Genomic DNA, 26,545 nt, shown 5'->3' with positions numbered 1-26,545 from the left:
TCGCATGCTACCTTCGTTCAGAGCTTATACTGGGGATAAGCCTCGAGATAGGACGCCACAGCCTGAACGTCCTTGTCTCCCCTTCCTGATAGATTCACCAAAACTACAGCTTCTTCACCCAGATGTTCCCCGTTTGTCAAAAGCCACGCCACTGCGTGGGCAGGTTCAAGAGCAGGGATTAGACCTTCCAAGCGAGCAAGCTCTTGAAAAGCTCTTATAGCTTCCACATCCGTAGCGCTTTGATAACTAACACGCCCTGTTTCCTTTAGCCAAGCGTGCTCTGGCCCGACGCCCGGGTAGTCCAGCCCAGCGGAGATCGAGTGCGCTTCCAAAATCTGCCCCATCTCGTCTTGCAGAATATAACTAAACGATCCATGCAACACCCCTGGGGATCCCATCTCGAGAGAGGCACCGTGGCGTCCAGTGTCGAGTCCTTCTCCACCGGCTTCCACGCCCACCAACGACACCTCCGAGTCTTCGAGGAACGCGCCGAAGATCCCGATAGCGTTGGATCCCCCACCAACGCAAGCTATGACATGGCTTGGCAAGCGCCCAGCGACTTCAAGCATTTGGGTTTTGGCCTCTTGACCAATGACAGACTGAAGCTCTCGCACGATCAGGGGGTAGGGATGAGGGCCGACAGCAGATCCGAGAACGTAGTGCGTGTACTCAACTGAGGCTACCCAGTCGCGCAGCGCCTCCGATGTGGCATCCTTCAAAGTGGCGCTTCCCGCGGTAACTTCGACGACATTGGCCCCCAATAGCTGCATACGGAAAACGTTCAACGCCTGACGCCGGACGTCCTCTGATCCCATGTACACGGTGCAATCGAAACCAAAAAGGGCTGCAACAGTGGCTGTGGCCACACCGTGCTGACCCGCCCCGGTCTCAGCGATAATTCTTCGCTTTCCCATTCGCTTCGCCAACAGCGCCTGTCCCAAACAGTTGTTAATTTTGTGAGATCCGGTATGACAAAGGTCCTCACGCTTTATGAAAACCTCCGAAACGCCCACTCGCTGTGCTAGACGCGACGCTCTAGTTAGGGGAGTGGGACGACCAGCGTATGTCTCCAGCAATGAGTTCAGCTCGTCTCGAAAGGAAGGATCCGACCATGCCTCCTCGAACACCGTTTCTAACTCATCCAAAGCCGGAACGAGCGTTTCGGGCACGAAGCGACCACCGTAACGACCAAAGTAGGGCGAGCGCCTTAGTTCAGAACTAGCTCCTCTCATAGAGCCTCTTCGTCTTGACGTCGACGGTTTCGCGTATCTTTGTAGCTAGGCGTACGGCAGCCACGAACTTCCGCACCAAAGCGGGATCTTTGACTCCAGGCCGTACCTCGAGAGAGCTCGAGACATCTACTCCCCATGGATGCACCGTGCTAATTGCATCTATGACGTTGTCGGGGTTCAGTCCTCCGGCCAACACAAACGGGATCGGCCCGAAATAATCCGCGAGAGCGCTCCATCTCCAGGGCCGACCGCTTCCCGGTTTTGAAGAGTCGAACAATAAAACATCTGGCCGTTCCTCTTCGCCCTCGAAGCCAGCCAGGACATCCCGAAAAAGGCGGTTTGCTCTATCACTTCTCACTGGAACGGCAAACGTGGCGAGCCTCAGCTCGGGAAAGGAACGCTTGATTGCGACGAACTCTGCTACATCCCCGTAGTACTGGATCGCATCAAGGCCTACCTCGTCGATGACTACCGCGACAGACGTCGCTGGCTCGTTTCTAAAGACCCCCACACACAAGATGTCGTGCCCAGCTATCGAAACAAGCTGACGCGCCTCTTCTATTGCCACAGCCCGAGGGCTAGATCTATCGAATACAAGACCGACGGCGTCGGCCCCTTCTTCTGCGGCCACCACTAGATCGGCGACCCTGCGAATGCCACAAATTTTTACCCATGTTTTGTCCCCGGCAGCATCCTGGACGTTTTCTTGTTCTAGTCGGCCGTAACTAAATCCGTCGCCACAGGCCCAGCCACAACTACCTTCCCGTCGCTGCCTCACGTGTCTAGCTCCAGTTCACCTCGGAGATATGCGTCGTATGCACTCAAGTCGAGTTTCCCATGACCCGAAAGATTGAATGCGATTACTTCCTCCGACCCCTCCTCTTTGCAGCGCAGCGCCTCGTCTATAGCTGCCCGAACCGCATGCGCTGACTCGGGAGCCGGAATAATTCCCTCGCTGCGGGCGAATTGAATCGCGGCGTCAAAAACCTTTCCCTGAGGATACGCCACGGCCTCCAGCAGGCCATGCTCGACCATGCCGCAGATTATGGGAGCATCGCCGTGGTACCGTAGGCCTCCTGCGTGAATAGGCGGGGGCACAAAGTCGTGCCCCAGCGTGTACATCCTTATAAGAGGGGTGAGTTCTGCGGTATCTCCGAAGTCGTACTCTAGCTTACCCTTGGTAAGAGTCGGACACGCCGTCGGCTCCACTGCAATCATGCGCAGCTCGTCGCCTCGTGCCAGCTTGTCTTCGAAGAAAGGGAGAATAAAACCTCCTAGATTCGATCCCCCGCCACAACTGCCGATTAGAACGTTTGGTTCAACGCCGGCAGCCTTGAACTGCTTCTTGGCTTCCAGACCTATAACTGTCTGGTGTAGGAGAACATGGTTCAGCACCGACCCGAGAGAGTAGTTCGTGTCTGAGCGCCCCGCTGCCTCCTCGACCGCCTCGGAAATCGCAATCCCCAAGGATCCCGGAGAGTCGGGGTCTCGTTCGAGAATCTTTCGCCCTGACTCCGTCTGCTCGGATGGACTGGGCACGACACTTGCACCCCAAGTCTCCATCATCACTCTGCGATACGGCTTTTGTTCATAGCTGGAGCGCACCATGTAAACCTTGCACTCCATTCCGAAAAAGGTGCATGCCAAAGCGAGAGCTGATCCCCACTGACCTGCCCCCGTCTCAGTCGTGAGGCGGTTTACTCCCTCGGCCTTGTTGAAGTACGCCTGGGCTACTGCAGTGTTCGGCTTGTGGCTTCCAGCGGGACTAACCCCCTCGTACTTGTAAAAGATTTTGGCCGGAGTTCCCAGCATTTGCTCGAGACGAGCTGCTCGGATCATTGGTGTCGGACGCCACAGCCTGTATACATCTAAGACGGCGCCGGGAACGTCTATCCAAGGATCTGTAGAGACCTCCTGGCCTATCAAAGCCATCGGAAAAATAGCGGCGAGATCGTCGGGGCCAATTGGCTGACGCGTAGCTGGATGAAGAGGTGGTTGCAGCTCGAAGTTGAGACGAGGTAGGACGTTGTACCAAGCCTCCGGAATCTCGCTTTCCGACATAGTTAGCTTGGTCGTCCCTTGCATTCCGATCCTCCTTCTACCAGCCTCCTCACAGCCTGAGATATGTCGTCTGCAACGAGAACCCCCTCTCCCACGAGCACGGCGTCATAGCCGGCCTCGCATGCTGCCGCCACTTGCTCGGGACCTTTTATTCCGCTCTCAGCCACCGAAACAATTTCCTTCGGAATCTGAGTGGCGAGGCGCAGAGCAGTCGTAGGATCTACTTCAAAAGTATCGAGGTCTCTGTTATTGACACCCACGATCCTGGCTCCCGCTTCTATCGCCCTCTCCAGTTCGTCTTCAGTGTGAACTTCTACCAAGGCAGCGAGGCCGAAACTCTCGGCAGCACAGATCAGTTCCTTCAACTGACTACCATCCAATATTGTGGCTATTAGCAGCACGGCGCTCGCCCCCCTCACACTTGCTTCGTGTATTTGAAAGACATCGATGATGAAGTCCTTCCGCAGTATCGGAAGCGAGGATGCAGCCCGAACTTTGTCGATATCTTCCAGGCTTCCGCCAAATCCAGGGCCATCGGTGAGGACCGAGATCGCGGCCGCACCCCCCCTTTCAAAGGCTACCGCGACCTCCGTAGGATTGAGATCCCGCCTTATCGAAGGCTTGGACGGCGAGTACCTCTTTATCTCTGCTATTACCGAGATGCCAGGCGATCGAAGCGCCGCCTCGAACCTGTCTTCCCCAGCATCGGGAGGACCAGCACAGGGAGAGACCGACACCGAGACAGCTCCCGCTCGCTTTCGTTCTTCTATTTCGCTGCGCTTGCGCTCCAGAATCGCACCCAGCAATCGGGTTGGCACCCCTCACACCGCCTTCCTCGATCGAGCGAAAATCCCGCGTGCGACGAAGTACGTGGCTCGCCAGGACACAAGCATCGCCGCAGTGAATACTGACGCTACTACCCAAAAAATAAGCTGAGATCGGTCTAAAGGTCTTCCAACTATGACAGCCCTGACTAACACCCCACTTGTGATCGAGGCGCACCACGTAGCCGCCAGTCTCAGGGATACGACCTGCTCGGCGCCGTCTTCTGCGTACAGCCTCGTCATCCACGAAAAAACAAGCCAAGCGCCTATGAATACCGCGAGATTCCTTGCGATCCCTGGTAGTCGTGGGACGGTTCCGTGCTCGGCCATGCCAGCGATTACGAACACGGCAACGGCAATGCAATCGCCAACAGCTCTAACCCGTGCCGTCGGCTTTCTGCGCGCACCATTGGAGGCATGTCTGTCTTCGACCCCGCTGCCGACGCCGTTGGTATTCGAGTTCATCCGAGCAGAAGCTCCTCTGTGATATCTTCTGGAATCTCGATCTGAAGAGCGAGCAGGTGAGAGCCGAATGCTTTGCCAAGGTTGTCACTCCTCCTGGAAACCGAGGCTCCCCCGTCGAGCGCACGGGTGCATACAAAATTAAGGCCAAACACGTTGGGAACCTCGTATCGCTCGACAGTTCCACGCACCAATCCGCTCAAGTGCCGCGCCGCAGCCTCCGCACTAACACGTTCCTTGATGAGTTCATATGCCGCCCGCGATTTCGCAAAAATAGCAATGTTTACAACGTCGTCTTTGTCCCCCGACCGAGCGGTGCAAAACTCCGCTAGATAAATTTTGCGCGCAGGTCTAGAACTCATCGTAAGCGCTCCGACACCGTAGCGATCTCTACCTTGGTCTGATCGTCGATCATCGACTTTGGTACCAAAGTCGGCCAAATCTCCAATAGTCTCGAGATCCCTCCTCCACCCCTCCCCAAGCCGAAAAGCCCCGGAGGTCCCGAGAGGCCCATCTTGTTGACCTCTCGAGCGAAACGATCCGCTTTGTTTTTGTCAGAGGTCCTCAAGGCTATGCGCAAAACAACCTCGCTTGGCTGCTCGCCCAATGGCTTCCTTTCAAGCTCGTCCAAATACTCCTCGGAGGCCGGGCCGAAAACCCCTGAGGGACCGCCACCAATGGATGCGCCCATGTACTCCGTCCAGATCTCGTCCTCACCGTCTAGGTAAGAGGCGGCCCTTTCCAAGATCACATTCTTCGCAGCCCGCGCCTTTGCCAATGCATCCGGCCATGCAAAAGCCGCTTTAGCCTCTGCGAGCCACCCACCAGCTCGACAAATCAGCGCTTTGTACGAGTCGGTAGGCGGGTAACCAGTCGCCCCCGAAACGAGCACCCTGTCCCCACCCAAATCTTCCAGCACGACTTTGGTGAAATCGACAATGCAATCAGGCGTCACGTACTCGCCCGGATTACCGACCTCGTACAGTAGCTGCTGGCGAACAGAGTCAAAGTCGACGACCCCACCCCCAGCTGCCTTGGTAATCGTAGCGGTCCCGTCGGGCTCAACTTCGGCGAGTGGAAAAGCGATGTGGGCCGGATCCGGCACCTCTCTCCACGCCCCGGAGAGGTTACCTCCACTGACCTGAGTGGAGCACTCCAGAAGGTGCCCGACGACCGATCCAATTGCAAGCCTGTTTAGGTCGTCCTTGGTCCACCGGAATGAGTGAATCATTGGACCCACGAATAAAGAGGCATCCGCTACTCGTCCCGTTACCACTATTTGAGCGCCCCCATCTAGCGCCTCGGCAACTGGGAACGCGCCGAGGTACGCGGTAGCGAAGGCAAAATCCTCGAAAGGGCATTTCTCTCCGGTCCTTATATGGGGGAAACCCGACGTTGCCTCGGAAAACTCCTCGAAACGGTGGCCGAAATCCGAGCCTTTTACGATACCCAGCGTCAAATTCCCGTAACCCATCCGGATAGCTACCGACGCCGCAGCAGCCGCAGCCCCATCGGGATTGATCCCGCCGCCGTTGGTGACCAATCGCGTCTTTCCAGAGGCCACAGCAGGCAGCACCTTGGATACATACCCAGGCAGATCTTTGGTGTATCCGAGCGAGGCGTCTTCTGATCGATCTTTCTGGAGTATAGCGAGGGTCAGTTCCGACAATGCTTCGCACACGATAAAGTCGGGCTCTGCGGCCAGTACGGAATCGATTCCCTCCGGAGAGTCTCCGTAATAACCTTGCGCGCCTGCCAGTTTGATCACGCCTCGCTCCTGGACCTGAAGAATTCTACGAAATGTAGATAGAAATAGTCGTTCCCTTCCCTTCCTCGCTTGCAGCCTCGATAGACCCTCCCAACGCTGACACGATTGACTTCACAATCGCAAGGCCCAACCCGAGGCCAGGACCACCGTCGGTTCGGCGGCCCGAGGAAAATCCCGGCTCAAAGATGCGCTTTATGTCGTTTGGAGGTATACCCCGACCCGTATCGCTCACGTAAAGGCGATAAACTGGCTTTCCCATCTGCAAGCTCTTCGTTGCCTCGCTAAGACCTGCGACTCCAGGCGACTGACCCGGGTCTGCACCCGCAACCCTCCCACTTCCTACCGCTGGTGAGCTCGTCACTTCTTGACCAATCCTCTCGACGCCCACCACAACGCGGCCGCCAGAGGGGGTGTTTTTCAGTGCGTTGTCGACTAGGTTGGAAACCACCTGTGCTATTCGATCACCGTCGGTCATAACCACAGCTCCTCTGTCGCAGCACGTCTGAAGCTCAATGCCCATATTCTCCGCTCTAGAAGCAAACACCGAGGCTACATCTTCGACCACATCGGCCAGGTCCACCTCGTGCACGTTTAAAACGAGCTGCCCAGATCCGAGACGTGCCGCGTCGAAAAGCACGTCTACTAGACGCGAAAGGCGCTTCGCTTCGCTGGCTATGACGTCGGCAGCCCGCTCGATCTCCTCTTGCCCTTCGATGGTTCCATCTGCAATTCCCTCTGCATACGCACGAATCGATGTCAGAGGAGTCCTGAGATCGTGAGACACCGCCATGAGGAGCCCCTGCTCTCTCTGGCGCGCCGCTTGCACCTGTTCAGCCATGGCATTCATAGCCCCAGCGAGTCGGGCGAGCTCTCGGTCTTTTGGTGGCTTGACTCTTACAGAATAGTTGCCCCCGGCAATTCCTAAAGCGGCCTTCTCCATCTCCGCCACTGGATCCAATATTCGGCGGGAAAGCCACCATGCCAGAGCCCCAGAAATCCCAAGGCCCACGATCGAAGCGACTAGCAGCCTCGCTAAAACTCGCAAGCTCGGCAAAGATACACGCCTCGCAGCTATAACTAGCAGTCGACCCTCTGTGTTAGGCACCGTCCGCGCTGAAAACACAAGGCGCCTGTTAGAAACTGTCTCTAAATCACCAGTAACAAACTGAGAGCGGCGAAGAGACGTGTCAGTTCTTTGCGCCTCGATCCTAGATACGATTGCCTCTAGCGCTTCTGGCGTAGGCTTGTCGGCTTCAGAACCGATGACCTCTGTTGGCTGGGAACCCTGATCTATGAACCACACGCCTACGTAATCGAGCTTGCCGGAGCTGAGGATTGCCCGAATAGGAATGCGCTTTGCAAGCGCCATAACAGGAGATCTCAGCTCTTCGTTGGTTCGAACGATCCTGCCCACTTCTTCGGCGAGAGCCTCTGTTTGGCGCGATAGCTCCGCAATTGCCTCTCGCCTCGCACTAAGCGAATAAAACGATGCCAACAGGGCCCCGGTAATAAGAACCGATCCCAACGACGCAACTGTGACTACGGCCAGGAGACGGTTTCTGAGGGAAACGCTTCGGATACGGCCTTCAGCCGGGGTTGTTCCAACCTTAGACACGGAGCTGATACCCAACGCCCCAGCGAGTTTTCAAGGGGAACTCCTCGCCCAACTTTCTTCTCAATTGCCGAACATGGACATCTATCGTTCTCGATTCCCCTAGGTACTCGTATCCCCAAACAGCCCTAATGATCTGTTCCCGCGACAAAACGAGCCCCCTGTTGATACAGAAGTACCAAAGCAACTCGAACTCCTTAGCAGTCAGCTCAATTACCTGGTTGCCCTTGCGCACCTCTTGACGGCCACGGTCCACGACGATTTCTCCTATCTGGACCCGCTCTACTTGGGGTTCTGGATGAGTGCGACGCAGCACCGCTTTGACCCTGGCTACAAGCTCCCGGGGAGAGAACGGTTTTGTGATGTAGTCGTCTGCCCCTACCTCCAACCCGACAACCCTGTCGACCTCAGAGTCTCGGGCCGTCAGCATAATGACAGGGATGGAATGAGAAGCCCTGAGGCGCTTGCATACTTCCACGCCGTCTACATCGGGGAGGCCGATATCGAGAATGACGAGTTGAGGACCCAAGCGCTCGACAGCCTCGAAGCACTCCTGAGCGGTCAAGCACGTCGTCACCGAAAAGCCTTCGCGCTCAAGATAGCGTCGGACGATCTCGGCTATGTTTTCTTCGTCTTCTACGACAAGGACAGACTTGATCGGTGTCGTCATGTCCCTATACTCGATAGCCTCTACGGATGAAGCTATTAGCAATTAGTAAAACAGTTGTAATTTCTACGTTAGCTCGGGCCTGCTCTCTACAAGCGCTTCGATCTGCCCGTCTTTCCAATCGACAATAACTGAGTTACCTTCGCTCACTTCGCGTCTTACGTATGCCAAAGCCACAGTCCCTATAAAAGGAGCTGCCACCGATGATGTCACTGTGCCTACCTGTCGTCCTTCGAAGAGGATCCTCGACCCAGGCGGCGGTGTCGAGGAAAGAACGTCCCTACTGGGACTCGAAGATTGCTCTTTAGCTCTGAGTCGTCTCAGATACCTGTTCACGTGTCCCCGAGAGTCTATGCGGGCTACTAGCTCCTGACCGAGATAGCAACCTTTCTGAAACGAGACTGCTATCTTCTCCAATCCCGTCTCTTGGACTATCGTCTTCTCGTCGAGTTCTGTCCCTAGAGATGGAAAGGCCGCCGCTATACGAAACGCCTCCAACGCTATCCACCCGCACGGCGTGGCACCCTTTTCTGAAAGAGCTTTCCAGACCCTACCAGCCTCGTCTTCACCGACCAGGATGTCGTAGGCCCTGATGCCCTCCTGAAGAGAGGTAAGTCCTGCACCGGGATACAAAGCCTCGAGAACTTTAAGAGAAGCACCGATCCCTGCGACTTGCTGGGAGAGTACCTCGTCGGTTCGGCTTGGCACTGCGATACCAACGCTCTGTAGTACTCGAGATGCCTCTGGCCCGGCCACACGCAAAAACCCGATACTCTTCGGCTCCTCCAAGCGTACTCTCACGCGAATCAAGTATCGACACAACGAGTCACGCAGAGCGCCTCCAAAACCGGGGTCCGTGTCCAACAAAAACATGGATCCATCGTCGCCGAGACCGCGTATCACGCGAAGAAACGACTCTATCTTGCCGTTTGGAAACAGTCGAAAAGACAAGCGCCAGGTGTCCTCGGACATGCTTTGGACGTCCTGGCTCAGCTGCCCTTGTAAAAAAGAAGCAGAGTCCTCGCCTATAACGGAGAGCACTGGCCGGACCCACAAGTCGAAAAGCCCGGCCTCTTTCAAAACCGCGCTGATCTCGCAAGCCAGATTTCCATAGCTGTAAGCGGTACGCACACCGCCCACTTGACTTATCTGCGCTCCCCGAGAACTAGCCAGCGACTCGATGGGCGAGGCGCGTTCGCTAGACACTTTGGACCTTGCTTATTCAATGATCTGCCACCGCGCCGCCCATTTTATGAGCAGCAGCGATAGCGGAGAGTACGGCCTTTGCCTTGTTTTCAGATTCTTTTAGCTCTAGCTGGGGATCGGAGTCAGCAACTATTCCCCCGCCTGCTTGCACGTACGCTGTGTCACCTTTTGCAACCATCGTCCTGAGCGTAATAGCCGTGTCCATATTTCCCGAGAAGTCGAAGTATCCAACTACACCAGCGTAAGGACCTCTCCGAGTTTTCTCGAGCTCGTCGATGATTTCCATAGCTCGTACTTTGGGGGCGCCGGTCACGGTGCCGGCAGGAAAAGTTGCCTTTAGTACATCGATACAATCATTGCCCGGCGAGAGTCGCCCCGACACCGATGAAACAATGTGCATGACATGGCTGTAGCGTTCCACGATCATCAAATCGTCGACGCGACAGGAGCCGAACTCTACGACCCTACCAATGTCGTTGCGGGCAAGATCAACGAGCATTACGTGTTCAGCCCTCTCTTTTGGATCGCCGAGAAGTTCGGCCTCCAAAAAAGCATCCTCTTCAGCTGTGACCCCCCGTCGTCTGGTCCCGGCAATAGGTCGCGTAACGACTTCTCCGTCTCTTACCCGCACCAACATCTCGGGACTGGAGCCTACGATGGTCACCTTGTCATTGCTTATGTAATACATATAGGGGCTGGGATTCAAAAGGCGGAGCGCCCTGTAGACGTCGAAAGGTTTAACTGCGAGCGGAACCGAAAAGCGTTGGCTCAAGACCACCTGAAAGATATCACCCGCCTTTATGTATTCCTTGGCCCGCTCGACCGCATCTTGGTACTCCTCGGGCGTCATGTTAGAACTGGCATTCTCCAAGACCCCTTCCAACGATGCCGCACAGGGTTCGTATCTGAGTGGGTGAGACAACTGGGCTATGGCAGCCTCTATCCGGGACTTCGCCTCTGCATAGCCAGACGCCGGGTCGCCGTCGATGAACACGTTCTCTACTATCTGGATCTTCTGCAGCAAGTGATCGAAGACGACAAGTTCTTCTGCGAGAAACATTGACATATCCGCGATCTGCAAGTCGTCCTCGGTAGTGCAAGGAACCTTCTCCATAAAGCGGACTACGTCGTAACCGATGTATCCGACCACACCGCCGTGGAGAGGAGGCAGTTCCTCTATCGTAGGGCTGGAGAACGCAGAAATCAGACCCGACAGTGCATCGAGGGGACTACCTCCCGGCTCGGGCGTCCACCCCGGCACAGAACCCGACACTCGTACCTCTCGATCCTTCGACTCAAGAACAAGACGAGGATTGCGGCCTATGAATGAATACCGTCCCCAGCGCTCCCCGCCCTCCACTGACTCAAGAAGAAAACCAGGGGAATCGCCGACCAGCTTTAGGTAGGCCGATACCGGAGTCTCAAAATCCGCGAGCACATCCGCCCACACCGGAACGACTGAAAAGTTTTCCGCCAAACGCAGAAATCCGTCTTTTCCTGGGTGAATGTTCGGCTCCATCTCAAAGCCTCTCGCGATGCATGATGGATGCTTGCAAATTTTGGTCCATGGACCTATCTACCCTCGGAAAAAGACCGGTAAAAACACGTCCGCTGTCCAGTGTGACAAGCCCCTTGGCCTTCTTGAACGACCTTGAAAAGGAGAGTATCTCCGTCGCAGTCGTAGTAGGCCTCGACGATGTGCTGTCGATTTCCGGAGGTCTCGCCTTTACACCAATACTGCTGGCGACTACGAGAGTAAAACCACGTTCTTCGAGTAGAAAGTGACCTACGAAGAGCCTCTTCGTCCATGTAGGCGACCATCAGAACCGTCCCATCCGAGACATCCTGAATGACGGCTGGAACCAACCCGTCAGGACCGAAGTCAATCGCAGAAATGTTGAAGGCATCGACAGGCTCGGAAACTGTCTGCTCGGATGTGTCTTCCACCGGCTCTTCCTCTTGGGACGACGGAAAAATCACAATGAGATCTTATGTTTCTAGCGACGTGAGAACCTTGGAATTGAACCAAAGTACTCTGGACGATTGGATGAGTCGCTCCCTGGCCCTACTCGAGTCAAAATCTAACGTGGATACCAGAGGCTGCCATATGTCGCTTAACGTCGCATATCGAGTACACGCCGTAGTGAAAGATCGACGCGGCAAGCACGCCCGAGGCACCACCCTTTAGAACGGCCTCTGCAAAGTGCTCCGGGGATCCAGCACCTCCGCTGGCGATTACCGGAACACTAACTGCGCCAGTAACTGCAGAAAGAAGCTGCAAATCAAAGCCGCCCGTTGTGCCATCTCGATTCATCGAAGTTAGCAGGATTTCCCCGGCGCCCAGCCGCTCGCCTTCCTGGGCCCACCAGACGACGTCTACACCGGTAGGCTTGCGACCCCCATAGGTAAAAACTTCCCATCCGCGACCTGTCTCTCTTTTTCGAGCATCGATAGCCAGAACTACACACTGGGACCCAAATTCCGTTGCAGCCTCCGCTAAAAGTGCGGGTCGCTCTACCGCCGCAGTATTGAGCGAGACCTTGTCTGCCCCAGCCCTTAGGAGCATACGAACGTCGTCTACCGAGGAAACCCCCCCACCTACGAGAAGCGGTATGAAAACTGTCTCAGCAACCCTCGAGACTATCTCTAAGGTGGCTTTGCGTCCCTCCTGTGAGGCTGTTATATCTAGAAAAACGATCTCGTCTGCACCCTGAGATCCGTAATAGCGAGCCAGCTCGACCGGGTCGCCAGCGTCTTTCAAGTCTGCAAATTCGATCCCCTTTACTACCCGCCCCCCCGCGACATCGAGGCAAGGAATGACTCTCGTAGCCAGCACTTCATCCTTCCAAAGCCGCTTTGATTTCGGCTATCGTCACTGCCCCTTCGTACAACGCCCGCCCTACGATCACTCCCCGCAACTTGTGTCCCCTACGATGCCTGTGCGACAAGTCCGCTATTGCTTCAGCATCTTCTCGAGACGAAATGCCGCCCGATACGATCACCGGCCAAGGCGTGACTTCGAGAACCTCCTCGACGGTTTCTAGGGCAACCCCCCTCATTAGCCCATCGCGGGCAATGTCGGTCACGACGACAGATGCAAATGGGGCCTCCGCTAACATTCCAATTGCCTCGTCTACAGTGATCCCTGACCCTTTAGTCCATCCCTCTACAGCGATCTCACCTCTTTTAATGTCCAAAGCTAAAGCCACTCGTCCTCGCCAAGCGCGTGCCATCTCCGTGGCTGACGCAGGATCGATAACCGCGGCAGATCCCAGGACTACCCTTTCACAGCCCGCTCCCAGAGCCGCCTCGACAGCATCTCTGTCCCGCAACCCTCCCCCTAGCTGAACCGGGCGGGAAGTTGTCGCGATGATTGCTGCTACTTTCGAGACATTGACCGATCTTCCACAAAGCGCCCCATCGAGGTCCACGACGTGCAGCCAGTCACACCCAGCCGATTGCCAGCGCTCTGCCATTTCCACTGGATCCCCATACACAATAGGATTGGCGAAATCCCCCCTTTTGAGCCTGACGCACTGCCCCCCCAAGATATCGATGGCCGCATATACCTCTATCACTTCTTGCCTGAATTGACTCCCGATGCCGCGGAAGCCGCAACGAAAGATTCGAGGAGGGCTAGTCCAGCGGTTCCGCTCTTTTCGGGATGGAACTGAGTAGCCCACGCGCGGCCACGCTGAAAGCCAGCTACAAACTCCGTTCCATAGTCCGTAACCAACACTACCTCTGAGCCGGCCGGAGCGACCGGTGCCGCATACGAGTGAACGAAGTAGAAGTACTTGCCGTTTGCTGTGTTCAAGCTGTACACACCTTCGGAGGTCTGCGTCACATCTGTATCCCTCGAGACAGCGAGTCCTAGGGAGTTCGAAGACGTGGTAGAACTTTCGGATGCTGATCCAGCAGCGATTCGAGGAGATACCTTAGCTCTCACTGTGTTCCATCCCATGTGGGGAACCCTGACTGTCTTTGGAAGACGTAGTACCGGTGCATCTACAATGCCCAAACCGGGCTCTTCTGCCTCCTCGCTATAAGCGTATAAAAGCTGAAGGCCCAAGCAAATCCCAAGAAAAAAGCGATCTTCCTCTATCCACTGCGATACCACGGAATCGAATCCCGCGCGCCGAAGGTTGCAAACACACTTTCCAAAGTTTCCAACCCCCGGAAGTACCAGGGAGTCAGGGGCTCCTAGCGTATCCGGAGTGTCGACTGTATATGCATCCGCCCCTGCTCTCTGAAGACCCTTGACGACGGAGTGAAGGTTTCCCATCCCGTAATCGATAACGGCTATGCGCGGAGTGTAGCGATTCTCGGAGCCTACTTGATCTACTCGGCTATCCTCGACACCCTTGAAATCAGCGACAAGATCTTCGGTCAAAGCACCCCCTTTGTAGAGGGCACCTCTCCGGATCCTCGCTCGCCAAGCGTAATCGCATCCCCGAGGGCTCTGCCTACCGCCTTGAATATCGCTTCCAGGCAGTGGTGTGGGTCTTTTCCTTCTCTCAAGAGCACGTGGAGTGTGGTTCCGGAAGCGGTCGAAAAGCCCTTCCAAAACTCGTGAGCCAGGTGTGGCGGAAACTCCCCCGCACTGGGCATCTTCGGTGGCACCTGGTATCTGAGAAACGGGCGTCCGCTCAAATCGAGAGCTACCTCGGCCAGCGCCTCGTCGTGTGGGACTAAAGCGTGCCCGAACCGCTTTATCCCCCTTTTATCGCCGAGCGCTTCCGCAAGTGCAGCTCCCAGTGTCAGACCACAATCCTCGACGGTGTGATGTTGATCTACCCGAAGATCGCCGCGTGCCCGCAACTGTAGGTCTGTCCCAGAATGGCGCCCCAACTGCTCTAGCATGTGGTCGAAGAAGCCGATCCCGGTTTCGACTTCCACACGGCCCATGCCATCCAACTCCAGAATGACCTCGATCGTAGTCTCTTTGGTGGTTCGAACTATGCGAGAGTGCCTACTCACGGCTTGATCCTAGCAACAGCTCCTTCGAGAGCTGTGATGAAATGGTCTGTTTCGACAGGAAGTCCTGCACTCACCCTGAGACAACCGATTAACCCCGGCCAGGAAGTGCAGTCTCTAACAAGCACTGATTTCTCGAGAAGGAACGAGAAAATGCGTTGTGCCATCTCAGTAAGGCGTAACCGCTCGGAATCACTTCTATACGACTTCCTAGCCGAGCCGGCCCCGCGTGGTCCAAAAAGAACGAAGTTTGCAGCCGAAGGAAATGCGACTAGCTCTCGGTGGGAACGGATTGCGGAAAAGATTCGGTCTCGTTCTTTTGCGAGTTCGTCTTCTTGCTTCCGCACGGATTCCGCCTCCTCTATACATGCTGCTGCGGCTTCCAGGGAAACTGCGTCGACGTTGTAGGGGAGAACTGCTTTCTCGAGCATTTCGCCGACGCTTTTGGGAGCCAGGGCATAGCCGATACGCAGTCCGGCTAACCCGGCTGCCTTGGAAAACGTCCTCACGATCACAAGGTTTCCTGTCTTCAATAAATCTGCCTCTGCAGAGTCGCCACCAAAAGGTGCGTAGGCTCGGTCCACAACTACCAAAGCATCGGGAAAAGCCGAGGCAACGCGTTTTGCGAAGCCAGGTGGGTCCTCGTTTCCAGTTGGGTTGTTTGGACTGCACAAATGGACGATCGAGGGCCGGTAGCTTGCCGCCTGTTCAAGAGACGATGTCGAAATATCGAAACTCTCGTCCCTCGGCACGGCCACTGCCTTGGTCCCAACAATTGCGGAGATCGCTGAATACACGGTGTAGGTGGGCTCAAAGTACACGGCTCGTCTCGAAGGCCCACCAAATGCTAGGTGTATCGCTAAGAGGATCTCATTCGAGCCGTTTCCCATCACGACTTTGCTTTCTGAAGCGCCGTGAAGCGACTCCAGCATTGCGGCGACTTCTCTGGCCCGTATCCGCGAAGGGTATCGGTTGAGGTCCAAGGAGGCTAATCGCTCCTCTAACCGCTCCCTGACTCGCTTTGGCGTGGTTGGAGCTTCATTTGCATCGAGCAACACGCGTGCAGAACGCAGCGAGGGTTTGTAGGGCTGTAGGAGTCGGACGTTGGGCCTGGCGGCTGGAGCGGCTCTCGTGATCGACCCCGAGCTCACAGTGTCAGATCCGGCGGAATCCAAGTCTGAACTTCCTTTCACGACGGATCCTCTATGGCCGCCGCGGCCCCTCCTGGCGCCTGGAATGGTACCTCCCCTCGAGAACGCCGGCGTTGTATGGAGCGAGCGTGCGCAACCATACCCTCCACCGAAGCTAGTTCAAAAGCGGCCTGCTCCAACTCTTCAGAAATACCCGAGTTCACGACGTAGTTTTGATACCTAAGAAAAGAGTACACTCCGAGCCCGCTGGCAAACTTAGCCGAGCCGCCTGTGGGAAGCACATGACTCGGACCGGCAATGTAGTCACCATAAGGTGCGGGCGTAGAAGAGCCCAAAAACACGACGCCAGCACAATTGATTCTGTCGGCAAAACGCTCGCAGCGAGCTGGCTCTCGCATCATCACCTGTACGTGTTCAGGGGCAGCAGCGAGCACAACCCACAACGCACATTCCTCGTCTCTACAAACAGCAATGGCCCCTCCGGCTTGCATGGTTTTACGCAACTGATCGCGTGAGTCTTTTGCGACCTCCTCTGTAACTGCTTTGTTTAGCGCCTCGGCTGCTTTTTCCGAAAACACCACCGCAATCGCTAGTCCACCTGGACCGTGTTCTGCTTGTGCAGCCAAGTCGGTAGCGACCAGATCCCAGGGTGCATAGTCGTCCGCTACGACCACCAGCTCAGAAGGGCCGGCAACGGCCTCTATTCCGACTTGCCCGAATACCATGCGCTTAGCGCATGCCACATAGGCATTCCCCGGTCCGACGACGACGTCGACTTGGGGAATTGTCTCGGTTCCATACGCCATCGCAGCAATCGCCTGGACTCCCCCCAAAGTGAAGACCCTGTGGGCGCCAGCCAAGCGGGCTGCCGCCCCCACCAATGGATCCAGGCCACCCCTGGGAGTGGGAGGCGTGCAGAGCGTTACGGACCGAACTCCGGCTACGACTGCCGGTACTACTGTCATGATCACAGAAGAGGGGTAGCGATACCTGCCGCCGGGCACATAGATCCCTGCACTTTCGACCGGTCGCACCACAAAACGCACATCGATTCCGCCCCGTTGGAAATGAAACTCGGAGGCGACGGCGGCATACTGCTCTTTGAAGTACGCCCGCACTTGGTCAACTGCTCGCGCGAGAGCTGTAACAGCCGAGTGAGGGATCTCTTGAAGGGCCGCTTCCAATGCCGCGGGCGAAACTTCAAATCCCCTATCGCTTAGGTCGACTCCGTCGAAGTGCTTAGTGAACTCGTACAGAGCGATGTCGCCTTTTTGGCGCACGGCGTCGATTATGGACGCCACCTCTGCTTCGAGTGCCCCAGCGGAGGTTGACACCCCCGATGCGGCTGATCGTCTAACCGAGTCTACCAGCGATGTTGCGTCTTTTTCCGACTCGACGTAGTACTTCTTGAGCAAACCACCCTCCGTAGAAATCAATCTAGCCGAGCACAACCAGTGAAGCATGCACGTGCACCGGCCGAAAATGGCATGGGAAGATACATCTAAACAGCAGCCTTTGGCGTCCGAACGATCTTATGACGCCGCTGTCACGAAGAAGTCGTGAAATCAGGCCCATGGTTGTCCAAACTTTTTGATGACCTCAGAACGAAGGCTCCAATGGTGAACTCGGGACTGAACAACGCGGGTCACAAAACACCTGGCTCGCCTATTGTCGATCTCCAGCCCCATTCGGTTGGAGTATTCGAATCGTTTGACGGCACCGAGATAGCCTACGAAGTCTTCGGACCACACCCCAGACAAACAAGCCTTCTTCCGGTAGTTGTGTGCAACGGGATTGCCTGCGTAGCGCATGCGTACTGGGACTCGCTCGTATCTAGTATCGCCGAAAAAATTAGGGTTGTTCTATGGGACTACAGGGGCCATGGAGCATCGTCGGATCCGTGCAACCCCTCGGAGATCACAGTTCCATCTTTTTCCCGTGATCTGCTCTGTCTCATGGAAGAACTCGGAATGAACACGGCAATCGTGGTGGGTCACTCCTTTGGGGTACAAGTCGCCCTAGAAGCAATCCGCATCAATCCGGGAGCTGCTGCAGGATTAGTGGCGGTGGCAGGCCCCCACAGACGACCCCTCGGAGATCTATATGGTTTTCCACTCGCGCGTGTGGCCGTGTCGGTATTGGAGCCATTAGCAGAGATGGCAGCGATCCCTGCCAGAATTCTGTGGCACGGAGCCTTTCGCACGCCGCTCCCTTTCGCTATTGGAAAGATTGCGAGAATGGTCGGGCCAAGAGCGACAGCAGAAGCGATGCGCAACTACTTCGAGGGACTCGGAGCCTTGGATCCGATACTTCTCTTGAGAATGTTCAAGGCCATGGATTACCAAGACGCAACCGATCTGTTACCCACCTTGAACATCCCTGTATTGTTAGTCGCGGGCACAGCCGATGTCATGACTCCCCTGTACGTGATGGAGACAATGCACAGGCTCATACCGGATTCGGAGATGGTTGTCCTTGAAGGTGTCGGACACACGCTACCAGCAGAAGCTCCCGACGAGCTTGCCAACCTGGTCGCAGGTTTTGTTGAAAAACTGTCCTCAAGATACCAATGACGCATGCCACGGTGACGGTAGCGAAGTGACTACATCGACTAGTGCCTCAGGTTCATTCTTCGATCCTCAACAGCCAAGTAGCTGGAGTGAGACTGTCTTGCTGGAGTCGATAGCCGGCCTGCTTCAGAGAATCACCGCAGGAGAGCCGGCGCTCGAAGTGGCATCTCGTGCCATCGAATTCGTAGCTCGCTTGTGCGCAGCCGACTTTGGCGCTCTGGTCGTTCCCGGGTTGGAGTACACGTACAAAGTCGCAGACGTTCTTGGGAGCAGAGGGCCAGCTGCTGGTGGAATCGAGAACAAAATGAGCTATACCCCTGTATCCAGAGTCCTTCAGGGGGGAGAACGAGTGATTCTCTTATCAGTCCCCGAACAACCCTCTGGCGCAGTTGACGACTGGATAGCAGCAGAAGGGCTCGTAGACGTCATCCTCGAGCCCCTGGTGACCAGGATGGGAACGAAGGGTCTGTTAGCAGTGGGGTTTCGACAGATTCGTCCCGAGCTCAGAGGCGTCAAAGGATCCGAGTCATTGACTGTATTTGCCGTGGAGGCCGCAGGATCCTTGCTGGGATTGGCCATAGAGTCTCAAGAAATCGTCGAGGCTGCAAGACGACAGGCATACCACGCTGAGGTATTGAACGTCCTGCTTTCCAAGGCACGCCGACTCGGCAACGTAGAAGAGATGCTGTCCGAGTGTCTACATACATTAGCAAGAGGATTAGGAGCCGTATGTGGAGCGGCCTATGTTGTTACCACTTCTCCCCTAGAATTTGCCGCGCTGACATCATCCGAAGGGAAGGCTGCTTCCACTGATAAGCCCTATCGAATGGTGAGCCAGTACGACTCCGGACACACGCCATACACCGAGCAGGGCTCCCCCTCAATACCCCGGTTGATGGAAAGAGCCGCATGGGACGCTACCCGCCACTTGATCGAACTCTCCCTAAATGTCAGGCCTAGACCCGGTGAACGCCCCAAAACCGGAATGGTCGCGGTGTTTCCAAGCGGCAAGCTCGGGCCTCAGTCCCCACCAACGTTTTGGGTCGGGTTTGTTCCCTCGGCCGGCCAGCCCTGTTTTGTCGTCGCCGTAAGGCCGGCAGAAGGCCCAGAGTTCACCTCGGCAGAGATGCGCCTTCTGCAGAGGGTCGCAGAAGAGTTTTCCCATTACCTAGGCTATGCAGGTGCATTTGCGGCCGAGCGAGAAGCGGTTCGACGTCTCACCGATCTGGATCGCATGAAAAGCGAGCTTTTGGGCGTGGTCAGCCATGAGCTCCGCACCCCGCTCACATCTATACGTGGCTTCGCCAGCTCTTTGATGGAAGGAATAGGCACGCTGCCGGAGGACAAGCAAAGACGCTTCCTTTCTATCATCGATGCCCAAGCCGAGCGATTGTCCAAACTCATCGACGACTTCTTGGACATGAGTCGCCTTCAGGAGGGCGCGCTGTCTTTGGAAATCACCAGAGTTGATTTGTCCAAAGTGGTCGACAGAGTTGCCGAACAGTACGCCTCCCAGGCGGCAGAGAAAGGGATGCAAATCCGTGTTGATTTGCCTGCTGCCGAGCAGCCGGTGGTCCAGGCAGACGAGTCGAAAGTAGAACAGATCGTGACGAATCTGGTTTCTAACGCCCTAAAGTACGGGGATGGCACGGTAGTCATCGGAATCCGCTCTTTCGAAGGCGGTTATCGAGTATTCGTGGAAGACGAAGGACCCGGTGTGCCCGAAGAAAAGCGTCGGGCCATCTTCGACCGCTTCGTCCAAGTGGACTCCTCTTCTACGAGGCGATCGTCAGGGGTGGGCCTAGGACTTGCCATTGCCAAAGGCTTGGCCGAGGCACACGGAGGAACTCTCACATACGAACATCGGGATCCCCATGGTGCGCGCTTCGTGCTATCTCTACCTCGTATTGCAGCGGTAGGTACGGGTCACCGCATCCAGTGACCCCAAACGACCAACGCATGGCCGGCGTTTTGACCATCCTCCAAATGTAAAGGAGCGCTGAACCGTATCCCGGTCCAGCGCTCCCGAGAGAGCTCGACCGCTTTCTTAGGAGTTCCTCATGGCTGCGAGGGGGCCTCAGATGCGCCTGCTTCAGCCCGAAGTCTATCTCGGATCGAGTCGACGAGATCCCTGCAGCCTTTCAACTCGTCTTTGCTTGATGCCTGGATTACGACGGATACATCCCCTCTCGGAAGATTCGTCGCCGTATGAATCCTGACCGGCTTGCCGGATTGCAGATCGCCTAAGCCGGCTTGAGCGTTTCCGTTTGCACACACCTTAACTTCGCCTACCAGTTGGACATCGCCTGTGGTGCCATCCAAATACTTGATTGTCAGCTTCGAGTCTCCAGATGAAACCAGTTGGCCTTTGTAGGTCTTGACCACTACGGTCTTTCCGTTCAAAAAGATTTCCCTGCTCTCTCTCATCGTGTGGCGACCTATGACACCCCTGATCTTCTGGCCCCAGCGTCCTGGGTTCTTATTCGCTTCCGCCGCGGCTTCGTGGGAGCCTGCCCCTTGGTCAGATCCCTTGTCTTGAGCCAGTGCTGCGGAAGCAAGCAGCAGTCCTCCCAGCACCGCAGCAGCAACTATCGCGACCGACATCTTTCTCCACTTCCTCATCGAAGCCAACCTCCTTCGTTAGGGTATTCGGCTGACGTTGTTACATGTGCCAGCGGCACATTCCCAATTGGGCGTTTTTCTGTACAGAAGGTTGGCACTAAAGTGTGCGAAAAATCGTTCTCTACAGTTAGAAATCTGTAAATTCGAGCGGACCTCGCCACGGGGACTACTCACCTGTGTAGGGCGATCCCAAAAACAGTTCTCGGTCCCTCGCATGCCGCCACTGCAGGAGGACCTCGACAACAATAACGACTCTAGTCATCCGACGATGCCTGCAGAGGGACAGACATCGTTTAGCACGCACTCTCCGCACAACGGCTTGCGGGCTTTGCAAACTTGCCGCCCATGCAGGATGAGACGAAGTGCAAAATCGCCCCATTCACTGCGAGGAAGAAGCTTCGTGAGGTCTCGCTCGACCCCATCGGGATCGTTCTTGTCCGATAGCCCCAAACGTTTCGCGATCCGGAACACATGAGTGTCGACAGCTATACCCTCTGGACCTTCGGGGAACTCATTCTTGAGCGCTGTACTCTGTACTACTGCTGCTGTCTTTCGCCCGACCCCCGGCAGGCGCACGAGGTCTTCCATGCGCCTAGGTACCTCACCGCCGAACTCTTCTACCAACATCGACGCCATCGCCACTAGTGTCTTCGCCTTGTTGCGAAAAAAACCGGTGGGCCGAATCAGCGTTTCCACGTCCTCTAACCTCGCTGCTGCCAGCTCCTCGGGCCCTGGATACGTATCGAACAACGCTGGAGTTACCTCGTTCACCTTTGCGTCGGTACATTGAGCCGAAAGAATCGTGGCCACGAGCATCTCAAAGGGGTTCCTATAGACGAGCGCTGTCTCTGCGTTTGGGTATTGACTGGCCAGCCTCTTTGCGATCTCTCGGGCCCTTTTGGCCTCTGCATCTCGAGATGCTGATCTTTGATCCTCCTTCCTATTGCCCTTCGAGCTCGAAGAGAGGAGACCGCTGCTCTCTACGCCCGCCTTGGATCGCTTAAGAGCCTGCTTGGGCTTGCGGAAAGTACTCATGTCTGTCCTTCCTTGTGAATAATTTCACGAGATACGTGACATTGAGGGCCGAGTCATGTATTGTAGGCCCCTATGTGGAAGCGGGCATGTGCGGGGTCTTCTGGCCCCATTCGAATACGCAAGCGCCACCGGTTACTGACACAGGCATTTCTGGTGGCCACCGTAGCGACAGCGTACCTAGCTGTAACGCCGTACGGGTCTTCCAGAGCTGGAGATCCTCTAAGTAGGGATCTTCTCGCTCCACCTATCGGGGGGCCCGACGCGGTGAGCATCCCTGAGTTGAAAAGCAGTGGTATGTTCTACCCCAAAGCTGTTCCGGCCAAACCTGTTCCCGTGGCTCCGAGAACCGCCGTTCCTCAAACGAATACGCCCCCTCCGACCGGTGTAGCCAAGCCGCGCCCAGCCGCATCGGCAAAATCCCCGAGCGCAAATTCTGCGCCCAACATAGAAGCGAACCCTGACGACCTGGGTGTGCTTCTCATTACCTGTTACACAATGAAATCCAATACCGCGTCTGGATCGCCGCCAGATACGTCGACAGCAGCTACTTCCCCAGGATTTCTCCCCCTCGGAACTGTCATATCCATCGAAGGAGTCGGCACCTTCACCGTGAAGGATCGGGGGCCGTTAGGTAAGAAGGTTGACATTTGGATTCCCACCGACGAAGAGTGCCGCGCTTTTGGAAAGCAGTATCACAGGGTGAAAATAGTCTCACGGCCGCAAAAGCCGATCTAGGCTCACTTCCGACTTGTTGTCGAACCACAAGGCCGGAGGCTTTCGATTAGCTGATTTGGAAAGAATCACAGGTCTTCAGTGCGAACAGCCGTGCCCGTGGCTGCCACCATGACCAAAGCGTTGACCGTCACGTAAGAGTAGGAGACTCCTACAACTGCCGTTGCCCCCATCTGCTGCGCTACTAGTACCATCTCCTGGGTAGCGAGTTGCCGGGCCTGACGAATCTCTTTTTCGTAAGACGACGACCTTCCTCCAACAAATCCCCTAACAGAACCCTTTATGTCTTTCGTTATCGAGGTGCCCAGCACTACCTCGCCAGCAACTACACCCAGATACTGGCTAATTCTCTTGCCGTCGATGCCGTCGGTCGTAGTGACCAAAAGCGTGGGTGGAGATTGAACAGAGGCAGGAATCTGCTGAGCAGAAGTCACGGGATACTGCGTAGACACCTGGTACGCAGGCGGCGGAGATTGGGAAACCGTAGGGTACCCTCGATGATACTGGGTAGCAACGAATGCCTCGTTGGGTGATGCGTAGCCCGCCGAATTAGGCGAGGCTTCCCCAGGAAAATCGTTACTCGAACTCATAGTTTTATCCATGCCCTCTCCATCTACGCTGAATCATGCTAACCGAGTGGCCCCGAAGTAATCGGAACGATCAATGCTCGACACCTTGACCACGTCACCGGTCTGCGGCGCGTGGACCATCATTCCGTCACCAACGTATATGCCATCGTGGTGAACGCCCTCAGGAGTTCCGGGTTTAGAGAAGAAGACAAGGTCTCCCGGCATGAGCTCTGCTCTTGAGGGATGGCGGTCTGAGAGAAAGTACTGTAGGTCAGCCCTGTGAGGAATGCCGCTCAAGCCTGCCTGTTCGAAGGCGTACATCACGAGTCCCGAGCAGTCAAAAGCATCTGGTCCCGATGCTCCGAAACGGTAGGGTTTGCCCAGCTGGCCAAGAGCGATCTCGACTGCTCGGGCGACTCTATCCGAGGCTGCTCCAGCGACACGAAACCTCCCTTTGTCAGAACTTGTAACAGCGGCTGCAGCCTGCTGTTCACGCTGGCGCTGTTCTTGTTCATAAGCTTCCAGGAGGGCCCGCTTGTGGCTTTCTAGGCTTGCGCGATAGTTCTGCTTTGTCTCGATTGCGCGCTGGATCTCCTGGAGTCGAATGGATGCTTCTTTGGCAAAAGCGGCTTTTTCTTCGGTAACCCTAGATAGAGCAGCCTCGGCCTCGGCCTGATCTGCCTCGGCCTCTTTCCACGCCGCCACAGTACGTTGGTCTTGACCTACAACCACTGAAACAACCTTGGAAGCTATACCCACCTCACCCAAGCTCCTCACTTGAAGCAGCAAGGAAAGGCGATATCCCCAATCGCTCCCCCGCTTGTACGCAGCGGCTACTCGCATAGCCAGCACCGCGCGCGCGTTAACAAGCCGGCCCCTCATCTCGTCCACTACAGCTCTGGTGGATGCTTCAGCAATACTTGCCTTTTCAAGCTCGTCCTGAGCTCTGAGGTAAGCCTCGGTAGCTATCTGCTCCTCTTCCCCCAAGCGCTCGAGCTCTCCGAGCACTTCGGCTAGATCCCTGTCAATCGAGGCTATCTCGGGAGAATTGGGTTTCTGAGGGGGACTCTGAGCAATTGCACCAGTTGCCAGTGCGAGCTGCACAATCGAGCCAACTGCAAGCCATAACGCTAATACTCCGACCACTCGTCTCGATGCTCGAGCTTGGGAGGTCTCAGCAACACAAGAGATAATCGACATGTCTATGAGGATAGCTGTCCAAATGGAAATGGAGGCTCGCATCTTGATCGATTCAAAAACAGCGCATTCTGTAGAGACCCAGAATCCCCGATACATACATAGCTCCGACGGCGTTGCTCTGGCTGTCTGGGAGCTGGGTCCGGAGGAGTGCGACTACGTGGCCGTCTGGGTACACGCCAACGGTTTCTCCTCACGGATGTGGCTACCGGTACTGCGAGCGCTGGAGTGCCGCCCCCGTACAAGACACATCCTCTACGATTTGAGAGGCCAAGGATTGTCTTCAAAACCCGATCCAAATATTGACAACTACGACTGGCACCGTCAGGCCTGCGACCTCGTCGAGATAATCCAAGCGCTAACGAAAGGAGATAGCAGGCCTGTAGAGGCTGTCGGACATTCGATGGGGGCAGCCATAATAGCGATAGCCGCCTCCGAGGTACCCGAGTTGTTCGCCTCATTGAGCCTATTCGAGCCTATTATCGCAATCCCAGAGCGAGTAGCTGGCTGGGATCCGAGCGCAAATCCCCTCGTGCCTCAGGCTAGAAGGCGAAGGTTCTCGTTTGCATCGGTGCAAGAGTGTCGGGAAAGACTTGGATCCAAGCCTCCTTATTCCTTCTTCGATCCGGATGTTTTCGAGCTATACGTGAAAACCGCTCTCGTCCCCGATCCCTCCTCGCGTCCAGCCGGCGTGAAGCTCGCCTGTCCTCCAGAGATAGAAGCTGTCAATTACATAGCCGGTGGACAGCACGACGGATACGCGAGGCTTGTTGGTCTAGAACACCGCATCTTGCTCATGCAGGGATCCCGCTCGCCAAAGGGTGGATTTCTCGACACATCCGCTCTTGCCTCGATGAAAAAGAACGCGATTTATCGAGAGATAGAAGACGCTACTCATTTTGCGCCTTTTGAGCGCCCCAAAGCATTTGCCGACGCGGTGTGCGATTTCTGGGAAGGATAAGGAGTTCGAAATGCCGACTACTCCATCAAGAGAGCTAGAGGCTATTACTAACCCCGAGACCAAGAGAGATTACGTAGTGGAGCTTGAGTGCCCAGAGTTCACCTGTGTCTGTCCTCGAACCGGGCAACCCGACTTTGCCGTAGTCCGAATCGCTTACGTGCCCGGTCCCAAACTCGTCGAACTAAAGTCTCTAAAACTCTACCTGTGGTCTTTCAGAGACGAAGGGCACTACCACGAAGAGGTAACGAACACCATCCTCTCCGATCTCGTTGCAGCTGTAGAGCCAAAGAGAATGATTGTCGAAGCTGAGTTCAACATAAGAGGTGGAATAAAGACTGTCGTGAGAGCTGTATACCCGGACGAAGAAGTACTAGAGTCGCTCCAATAGCGGCTGGCCTTCAGAACTCTCCAGTCTCTATCGAGTCACCTGTATCGGGCGGAATGTTATGCGCGCTGGGTCCGTTTCAGAGACTCCGAATCAGAGACGACGAACTCGCCTTCTGAAAGTGAGCGGCAGTGCTCTGGTATGGGTCCGCTCCCACTCGATATCTCGAGAGCGTAGCCAGGAGCCAAGCGAACAAAATGCTCCGAACGAAACTCCGCCAACCAGCGCAAGCTGGAGCCGCAAGCCGAACGGCCACAGCCAGTACCACATTGCAATACCGAAAAGCGACGAGACTCCCAGTACCGCAATAGCCTGCAAAAAGTCGTTTCCTAACGCTATTCGCCTAATTCTTCTCATATATCGATCCATCGAAGACTGCGTAGCATAGGATAACTACGGTGAACGTAGCAGGCTTGCAATTCAAAAGCTGCCAAACATCGTGCTATTCAGCGCTCAAAATGGGCGGGAGGAACTTTGGCTAATAGACTCGTTGACTCGACCAGTCCTTATCTTC

General features: G+C 55.7%; 28 protein-coding genes. 5 read left to right on the top strand and 23 right to left on the bottom strand.

Annotation, left to right across the window (positions count from 1 at the left end; all coding sequences use genetic code 11):
- Positions 1 to 17 precede the first annotated feature (17 nt).
- The 18 genes from trpB to hisD all read right to left on the bottom strand — a co-directional run bounded on the left by trpB (position 18) and on the right by hisD (position 17,423).
- A complete protein-coding gene (gene trpB / locus C4318_01675) occupies positions 18 to 1,232 on the bottom strand; it encodes a tryptophan synthase subunit beta (GenBank protein ID MER3453854.1) in 1,215 nt (404 codons plus the stop codon).
- Entirely contained in the window at positions 1,219 to 2,010 is a 792-nt protein-coding gene (locus C4318_01670; protein MER3453853.1) for a phosphoribosylanthranilate isomerase, read from the bottom strand. The genes trpB and C4318_01670 overlap by 14 nt, the downstream gene beginning before the upstream one ends.
- Positions 2,007 to 3,317, bottom strand: a complete 1,311-nt coding sequence (locus tag C4318_01665; GenBank protein ID MER3453852.1) for a TrpB-like pyridoxal phosphate-dependent enzyme — start codon at positions 3,315 to 3,317, stop codon at positions 2,007 to 2,009. Before C4318_01665 ends, C4318_01670 begins: the two co-directional genes overlap by 4 nt.
- The gene (locus C4318_01660) at positions 3,296 to 4,111 is read right to left on the bottom strand and encodes an indole-3-glycerol phosphate synthase TrpC (protein MER3453851.1); all 816 of its coding nucleotides are present in this window, start codon (positions 4,109 to 4,111) and stop codon (positions 3,296 to 3,298) included. Before C4318_01660 ends, C4318_01665 begins: the two co-directional genes overlap by 22 nt.
- 3 nt (positions 4,112 to 4,114) lie before the next feature.
- A complete protein-coding gene (locus tag C4318_01655; GenBank protein ID MER3453850.1) occupies positions 4,115 to 4,582 on the bottom strand; it encodes a hypothetical protein in 468 nt (155 codons plus the stop codon).
- Positions 4,579 to 4,941, bottom strand: a complete 363-nt coding sequence (locus tag C4318_01650; GenBank protein MER3453849.1) for a hypothetical protein — start codon at positions 4,939 to 4,941, stop codon at positions 4,579 to 4,581. Before C4318_01650 ends, C4318_01655 begins: the two co-directional genes overlap by 4 nt.
- A complete protein-coding gene (locus tag C4318_01645; GenBank protein ID MER3453848.1) occupies positions 4,938 to 6,422 on the bottom strand; it encodes a DUF1446 domain-containing protein in 1,485 nt (494 codons plus the stop codon). Before C4318_01645 ends, C4318_01650 begins: the two co-directional genes overlap by 4 nt.
- Positions 6,373 to 7,977: a hypothetical protein gene (locus tag C4318_01640; GenBank protein MER3453847.1), complete on the bottom strand. Its 1,605-nt coding sequence runs from the start codon at positions 7,975 to 7,977 to the stop codon at positions 6,373 to 6,375. Before C4318_01640 ends, C4318_01645 begins: the two co-directional genes overlap by 50 nt.
- Positions 7,955 to 8,629: a DNA-binding response regulator gene (locus C4318_01635; protein MER3453846.1), complete on the bottom strand. Its 675-nt coding sequence runs from the start codon at positions 8,627 to 8,629 to the stop codon at positions 7,955 to 7,957. The genes C4318_01640 and C4318_01635 overlap by 23 nt, the downstream gene beginning before the upstream one ends.
- A gap of 63 nt (positions 8,630 to 8,692) precedes the next feature.
- Entirely contained in the window at positions 8,693 to 9,832 is a 1,140-nt protein-coding gene (locus tag C4318_01630; protein MER3453845.1) for a hypothetical protein, read from the bottom strand.
- A 16-nt stretch (positions 9,833 to 9,848) separates the two neighbouring features.
- Complete coding sequence (trpE, locus tag C4318_01625; protein ID MER3453844.1) at positions 9,849 to 11,351, bottom strand: anthranilate synthase component I; 1,503 nt, start codon at positions 11,349 to 11,351, stop codon at positions 9,849 to 9,851.
- A 53-nt stretch (positions 11,352 to 11,404) separates the two neighbouring features.
- On the bottom strand, positions 11,405 to 11,728 hold the full coding sequence (locus C4318_01620; GenBank protein ID MER3453843.1) for a phosphoribosyl-AMP cyclohydrolase: 324 nt from the start codon (positions 11,726 to 11,728) through the stop codon (positions 11,405 to 11,407).
- A gap of 178 nt (positions 11,729 to 11,906) precedes the next feature.
- Complete coding sequence (locus C4318_01615; protein MER3453842.1) at positions 11,907 to 12,668, bottom strand: imidazole glycerol phosphate synthase subunit HisF; 762 nt, start codon at positions 12,666 to 12,668, stop codon at positions 11,907 to 11,909.
- A gap of 1 nt (position 12,669) precedes the next feature.
- Positions 12,670 to 13,515 (bottom strand): 1-(5-phosphoribosyl)-5-((5-phosphoribosylamino)methylideneamino)imidazole-4-carboxamide isomerase, encoded by an 846-nt coding sequence (locus C4318_01610; protein ID MER3453841.1) that lies wholly within the window; start codon positions 13,513 to 13,515, stop codon positions 12,670 to 12,672.
- Positions 13,407 to 14,225, bottom strand: a complete 819-nt coding sequence (gene hisH, locus C4318_01605; protein ID MER3453840.1) for an imidazole glycerol phosphate synthase subunit HisH — start codon at positions 14,223 to 14,225, stop codon at positions 13,407 to 13,409. Before hisH ends, C4318_01610 begins: the two co-directional genes overlap by 109 nt.
- Positions 14,222 to 14,812: an imidazoleglycerol-phosphate dehydratase HisB gene (locus C4318_01600; GenBank protein ID MER3453839.1), complete on the bottom strand. Its 591-nt coding sequence runs from the start codon at positions 14,810 to 14,812 to the stop codon at positions 14,222 to 14,224. The genes hisH and C4318_01600 overlap by 4 nt, the downstream gene beginning before the upstream one ends.
- Complete coding sequence (locus C4318_01595; protein ID MER3453838.1) at positions 14,809 to 16,047, bottom strand: hypothetical protein; 1,239 nt, start codon at positions 16,045 to 16,047, stop codon at positions 14,809 to 14,811. Before C4318_01595 ends, C4318_01600 begins: the two co-directional genes overlap by 4 nt.
- A complete protein-coding gene (hisD, locus tag C4318_01590) occupies positions 15,999 to 17,423 on the bottom strand; it encodes a histidinol dehydrogenase (GenBank protein MER3453837.1) in 1,425 nt (474 codons plus the stop codon). Before hisD ends, C4318_01595 begins: the two co-directional genes overlap by 49 nt.
- Positions 17,424 to 17,519: 96 nt before the next feature.
- Between hisD and C4318_01585 the strand changes: the two genes are divergently transcribed.
- Together C4318_01585 and C4318_01580 are read left to right on the top strand one after the other, a co-directional pair.
- Positions 17,520 to 18,533 (top strand): hypothetical protein, encoded by a 1,014-nt coding sequence (locus tag C4318_01585; GenBank protein MER3453836.1) that lies wholly within the window; start codon positions 17,520 to 17,522, stop codon positions 18,531 to 18,533.
- Positions 18,534 to 18,630: 97 nt separating this feature from the next.
- Entirely contained in the window at positions 18,631 to 20,472 is a 1,842-nt protein-coding gene (locus tag C4318_01580) for a hypothetical protein (GenBank protein MER3453835.1), read from the top strand.
- 116 nt (positions 20,473 to 20,588) lie between these two features.
- Here C4318_01580 and C4318_01575 read toward each other — a convergent pair whose 3' ends face one another.
- Together C4318_01575 and nth are read right to left on the bottom strand one after the other, a co-directional pair.
- Complete coding sequence (locus tag C4318_01575) at positions 20,589 to 21,152, bottom strand: hypothetical protein (GenBank protein ID MER3453834.1); 564 nt, start codon at positions 21,150 to 21,152, stop codon at positions 20,589 to 20,591.
- A gap of 258 nt (positions 21,153 to 21,410) precedes the next feature.
- Entirely contained in the window at positions 21,411 to 22,187 is a 777-nt protein-coding gene (gene nth, locus C4318_01570; protein ID MER3453833.1) for an endonuclease III, read from the bottom strand.
- A gap of 72 nt (positions 22,188 to 22,259) precedes the next feature.
- On the opposite strand from nth, the gene C4318_01565 reads away from it, so the two are divergent.
- Positions 22,260 to 22,922, top strand: coding sequence for a hypothetical protein (locus tag C4318_01565; GenBank protein MER3453832.1), 663 nt, complete (start codon positions 22,260 to 22,262; stop codon positions 22,920 to 22,922).
- A gap of 65 nt (positions 22,923 to 22,987) precedes the next feature.
- Here the strand turns inward: C4318_01565 and C4318_01560 are convergent, their stop codons facing one another.
- Both C4318_01560 and C4318_01555 read right to left on the bottom strand, forming a co-directional pair.
- Positions 22,988 to 23,509, bottom strand: coding sequence for a hypothetical protein (locus tag C4318_01560; protein ID MER3453831.1), 522 nt, complete (start codon positions 23,507 to 23,509; stop codon positions 22,988 to 22,990).
- Between the two features lie 33 nt (positions 23,510 to 23,542).
- Positions 23,543 to 24,784, bottom strand: a complete 1,242-nt coding sequence (locus C4318_01555; protein ID MER3453830.1) for a hypothetical protein — start codon at positions 24,782 to 24,784, stop codon at positions 23,543 to 23,545.
- Between C4318_01555 and C4318_01550 the strand changes: the two genes are divergently transcribed.
- Both C4318_01550 and C4318_01545 read left to right on the top strand, forming a co-directional pair.
- Positions 24,687 to 25,646 carry a hypothetical protein gene (locus C4318_01550; protein ID MER3453829.1) on the top strand — a complete coding sequence of 320 codons (960 nt, stop codon included), beginning with the start codon at positions 24,687 to 24,689 and terminating at the stop codon, positions 25,644 to 25,646. The two genes, C4318_01555 and C4318_01550, sit on opposite strands and share 98 nt — an antisense overlap.
- 10 nt (positions 25,647 to 25,656) lie before the next feature.
- On the top strand, positions 25,657 to 26,034 hold the full coding sequence (locus C4318_01545) for an NADPH-dependent 7-cyano-7-deazaguanine reductase QueF (protein MER3453828.1): 378 nt from the start codon (positions 25,657 to 25,659) through the stop codon (positions 26,032 to 26,034).
- Positions 26,035 to 26,124: 90 nt separating this feature from the next.
- Here C4318_01545 and C4318_01540 read toward each other — a convergent pair whose 3' ends face one another.
- Positions 26,125 to 26,388, bottom strand: a complete 264-nt coding sequence (locus tag C4318_01540; protein ID MER3453827.1) for a hypothetical protein — start codon at positions 26,386 to 26,388, stop codon at positions 26,125 to 26,127.
- Positions 26,389 to 26,545: the final 157 nt, after the last annotated feature.

The organism is Acidimicrobiia bacterium (assembly GCA_040289475.1).
Classification (GTDB): domain Bacteria; phylum Actinomycetota; class Acidimicrobiia; order ATN3; family PSLF01; genus PSLF01.
The sequence above is the reverse complement of the archived record's forward strand: the minus strand, read 5'-3'. Positions and strand labels throughout refer to the sequence as shown.

Bases quoted from the DNA above. Each gene is read 5' to 3' on its own strand.
- C4318_01565 (MER3453832.1), top strand. From the start codon at position 22,260: ATGTGGAAGCGGGCATGTGCGGGGTCTTCTGGCCCCATTCGAATACGC.
- C4318_01540 (MER3453827.1), bottom strand. From the start codon at position 26,388: ATGAGAAGAATTAGGCGAATAGCGTTAGGAAACGACTTTTTGCAGGCT.
- C4318_01655 (MER3453850.1), bottom strand. From the start codon at position 4,582: ATGAACTCGAATACCAACGGCGTCGGCAGCGGGGTCGAAGACAGACAT.
- C4318_01555 (MER3453830.1), bottom strand. From the start codon at position 24,784: ATGTATCGGGGATTCTGGGTCTCTACAGAATGCGCTGTTTTTGAATCG.
- C4318_01575 (MER3453834.1), bottom strand. From the start codon at position 21,152: ATGAGGAAGTGGAGAAAGATGTCGGTCGCGATAGTTGCTGCTGCGGTG.
- C4318_01665 (MER3453852.1), bottom strand. From the start codon at position 3,317: ATGCAAGGGACGACCAAGCTAACTATGTCGGAAAGCGAGATTCCGGAG.
- nth (MER3453833.1), bottom strand. From the start codon at position 22,187: ATGAGTACTTTCCGCAAGCCCAAGCAGGCTCTTAAGCGATCCAAGGCG.
- C4318_01650 (MER3453849.1), bottom strand. From the start codon at position 4,941: ATGAGTTCTAGACCTGCGCGCAAAATTTATCTAGCGGAGTTTTGCACC.
- trpE (MER3453844.1), bottom strand. From the start codon at position 11,351: ATGGAGCCGAACATTCACCCAGGAAAAGACGGATTTCTGCGTTTGGCG.
- hisD (MER3453837.1), bottom strand. From the start codon at position 17,423: ATGCTTCACTGGTTGTGCTCGGCTAGATTGATTTCTACGGAGGGTGGT.
- trpB (MER3453854.1), bottom strand. From the start codon at position 1,232: ATGAGAGGAGCTAGTTCTGAACTAAGGCGCTCGCCCTACTTTGGTCGT.
- C4318_01635 (MER3453846.1), bottom strand. From the start codon at position 8,629: ATGACGACACCGATCAAGTCTGTCCTTGTCGTAGAAGACGAAGAAAAC.
- C4318_01550 (MER3453829.1), top strand. From the start codon at position 24,687: ATGTCTATGAGGATAGCTGTCCAAATGGAAATGGAGGCTCGCATCTTG.
- C4318_01560 (MER3453831.1), bottom strand. From the start codon at position 23,509: ATGAGTTCGAGTAACGATTTTCCTGGGGAAGCCTCGCCTAATTCGGCG.
- C4318_01545 (MER3453828.1), top strand. From the start codon at position 25,657: ATGCCGACTACTCCATCAAGAGAGCTAGAGGCTATTACTAACCCCGAG.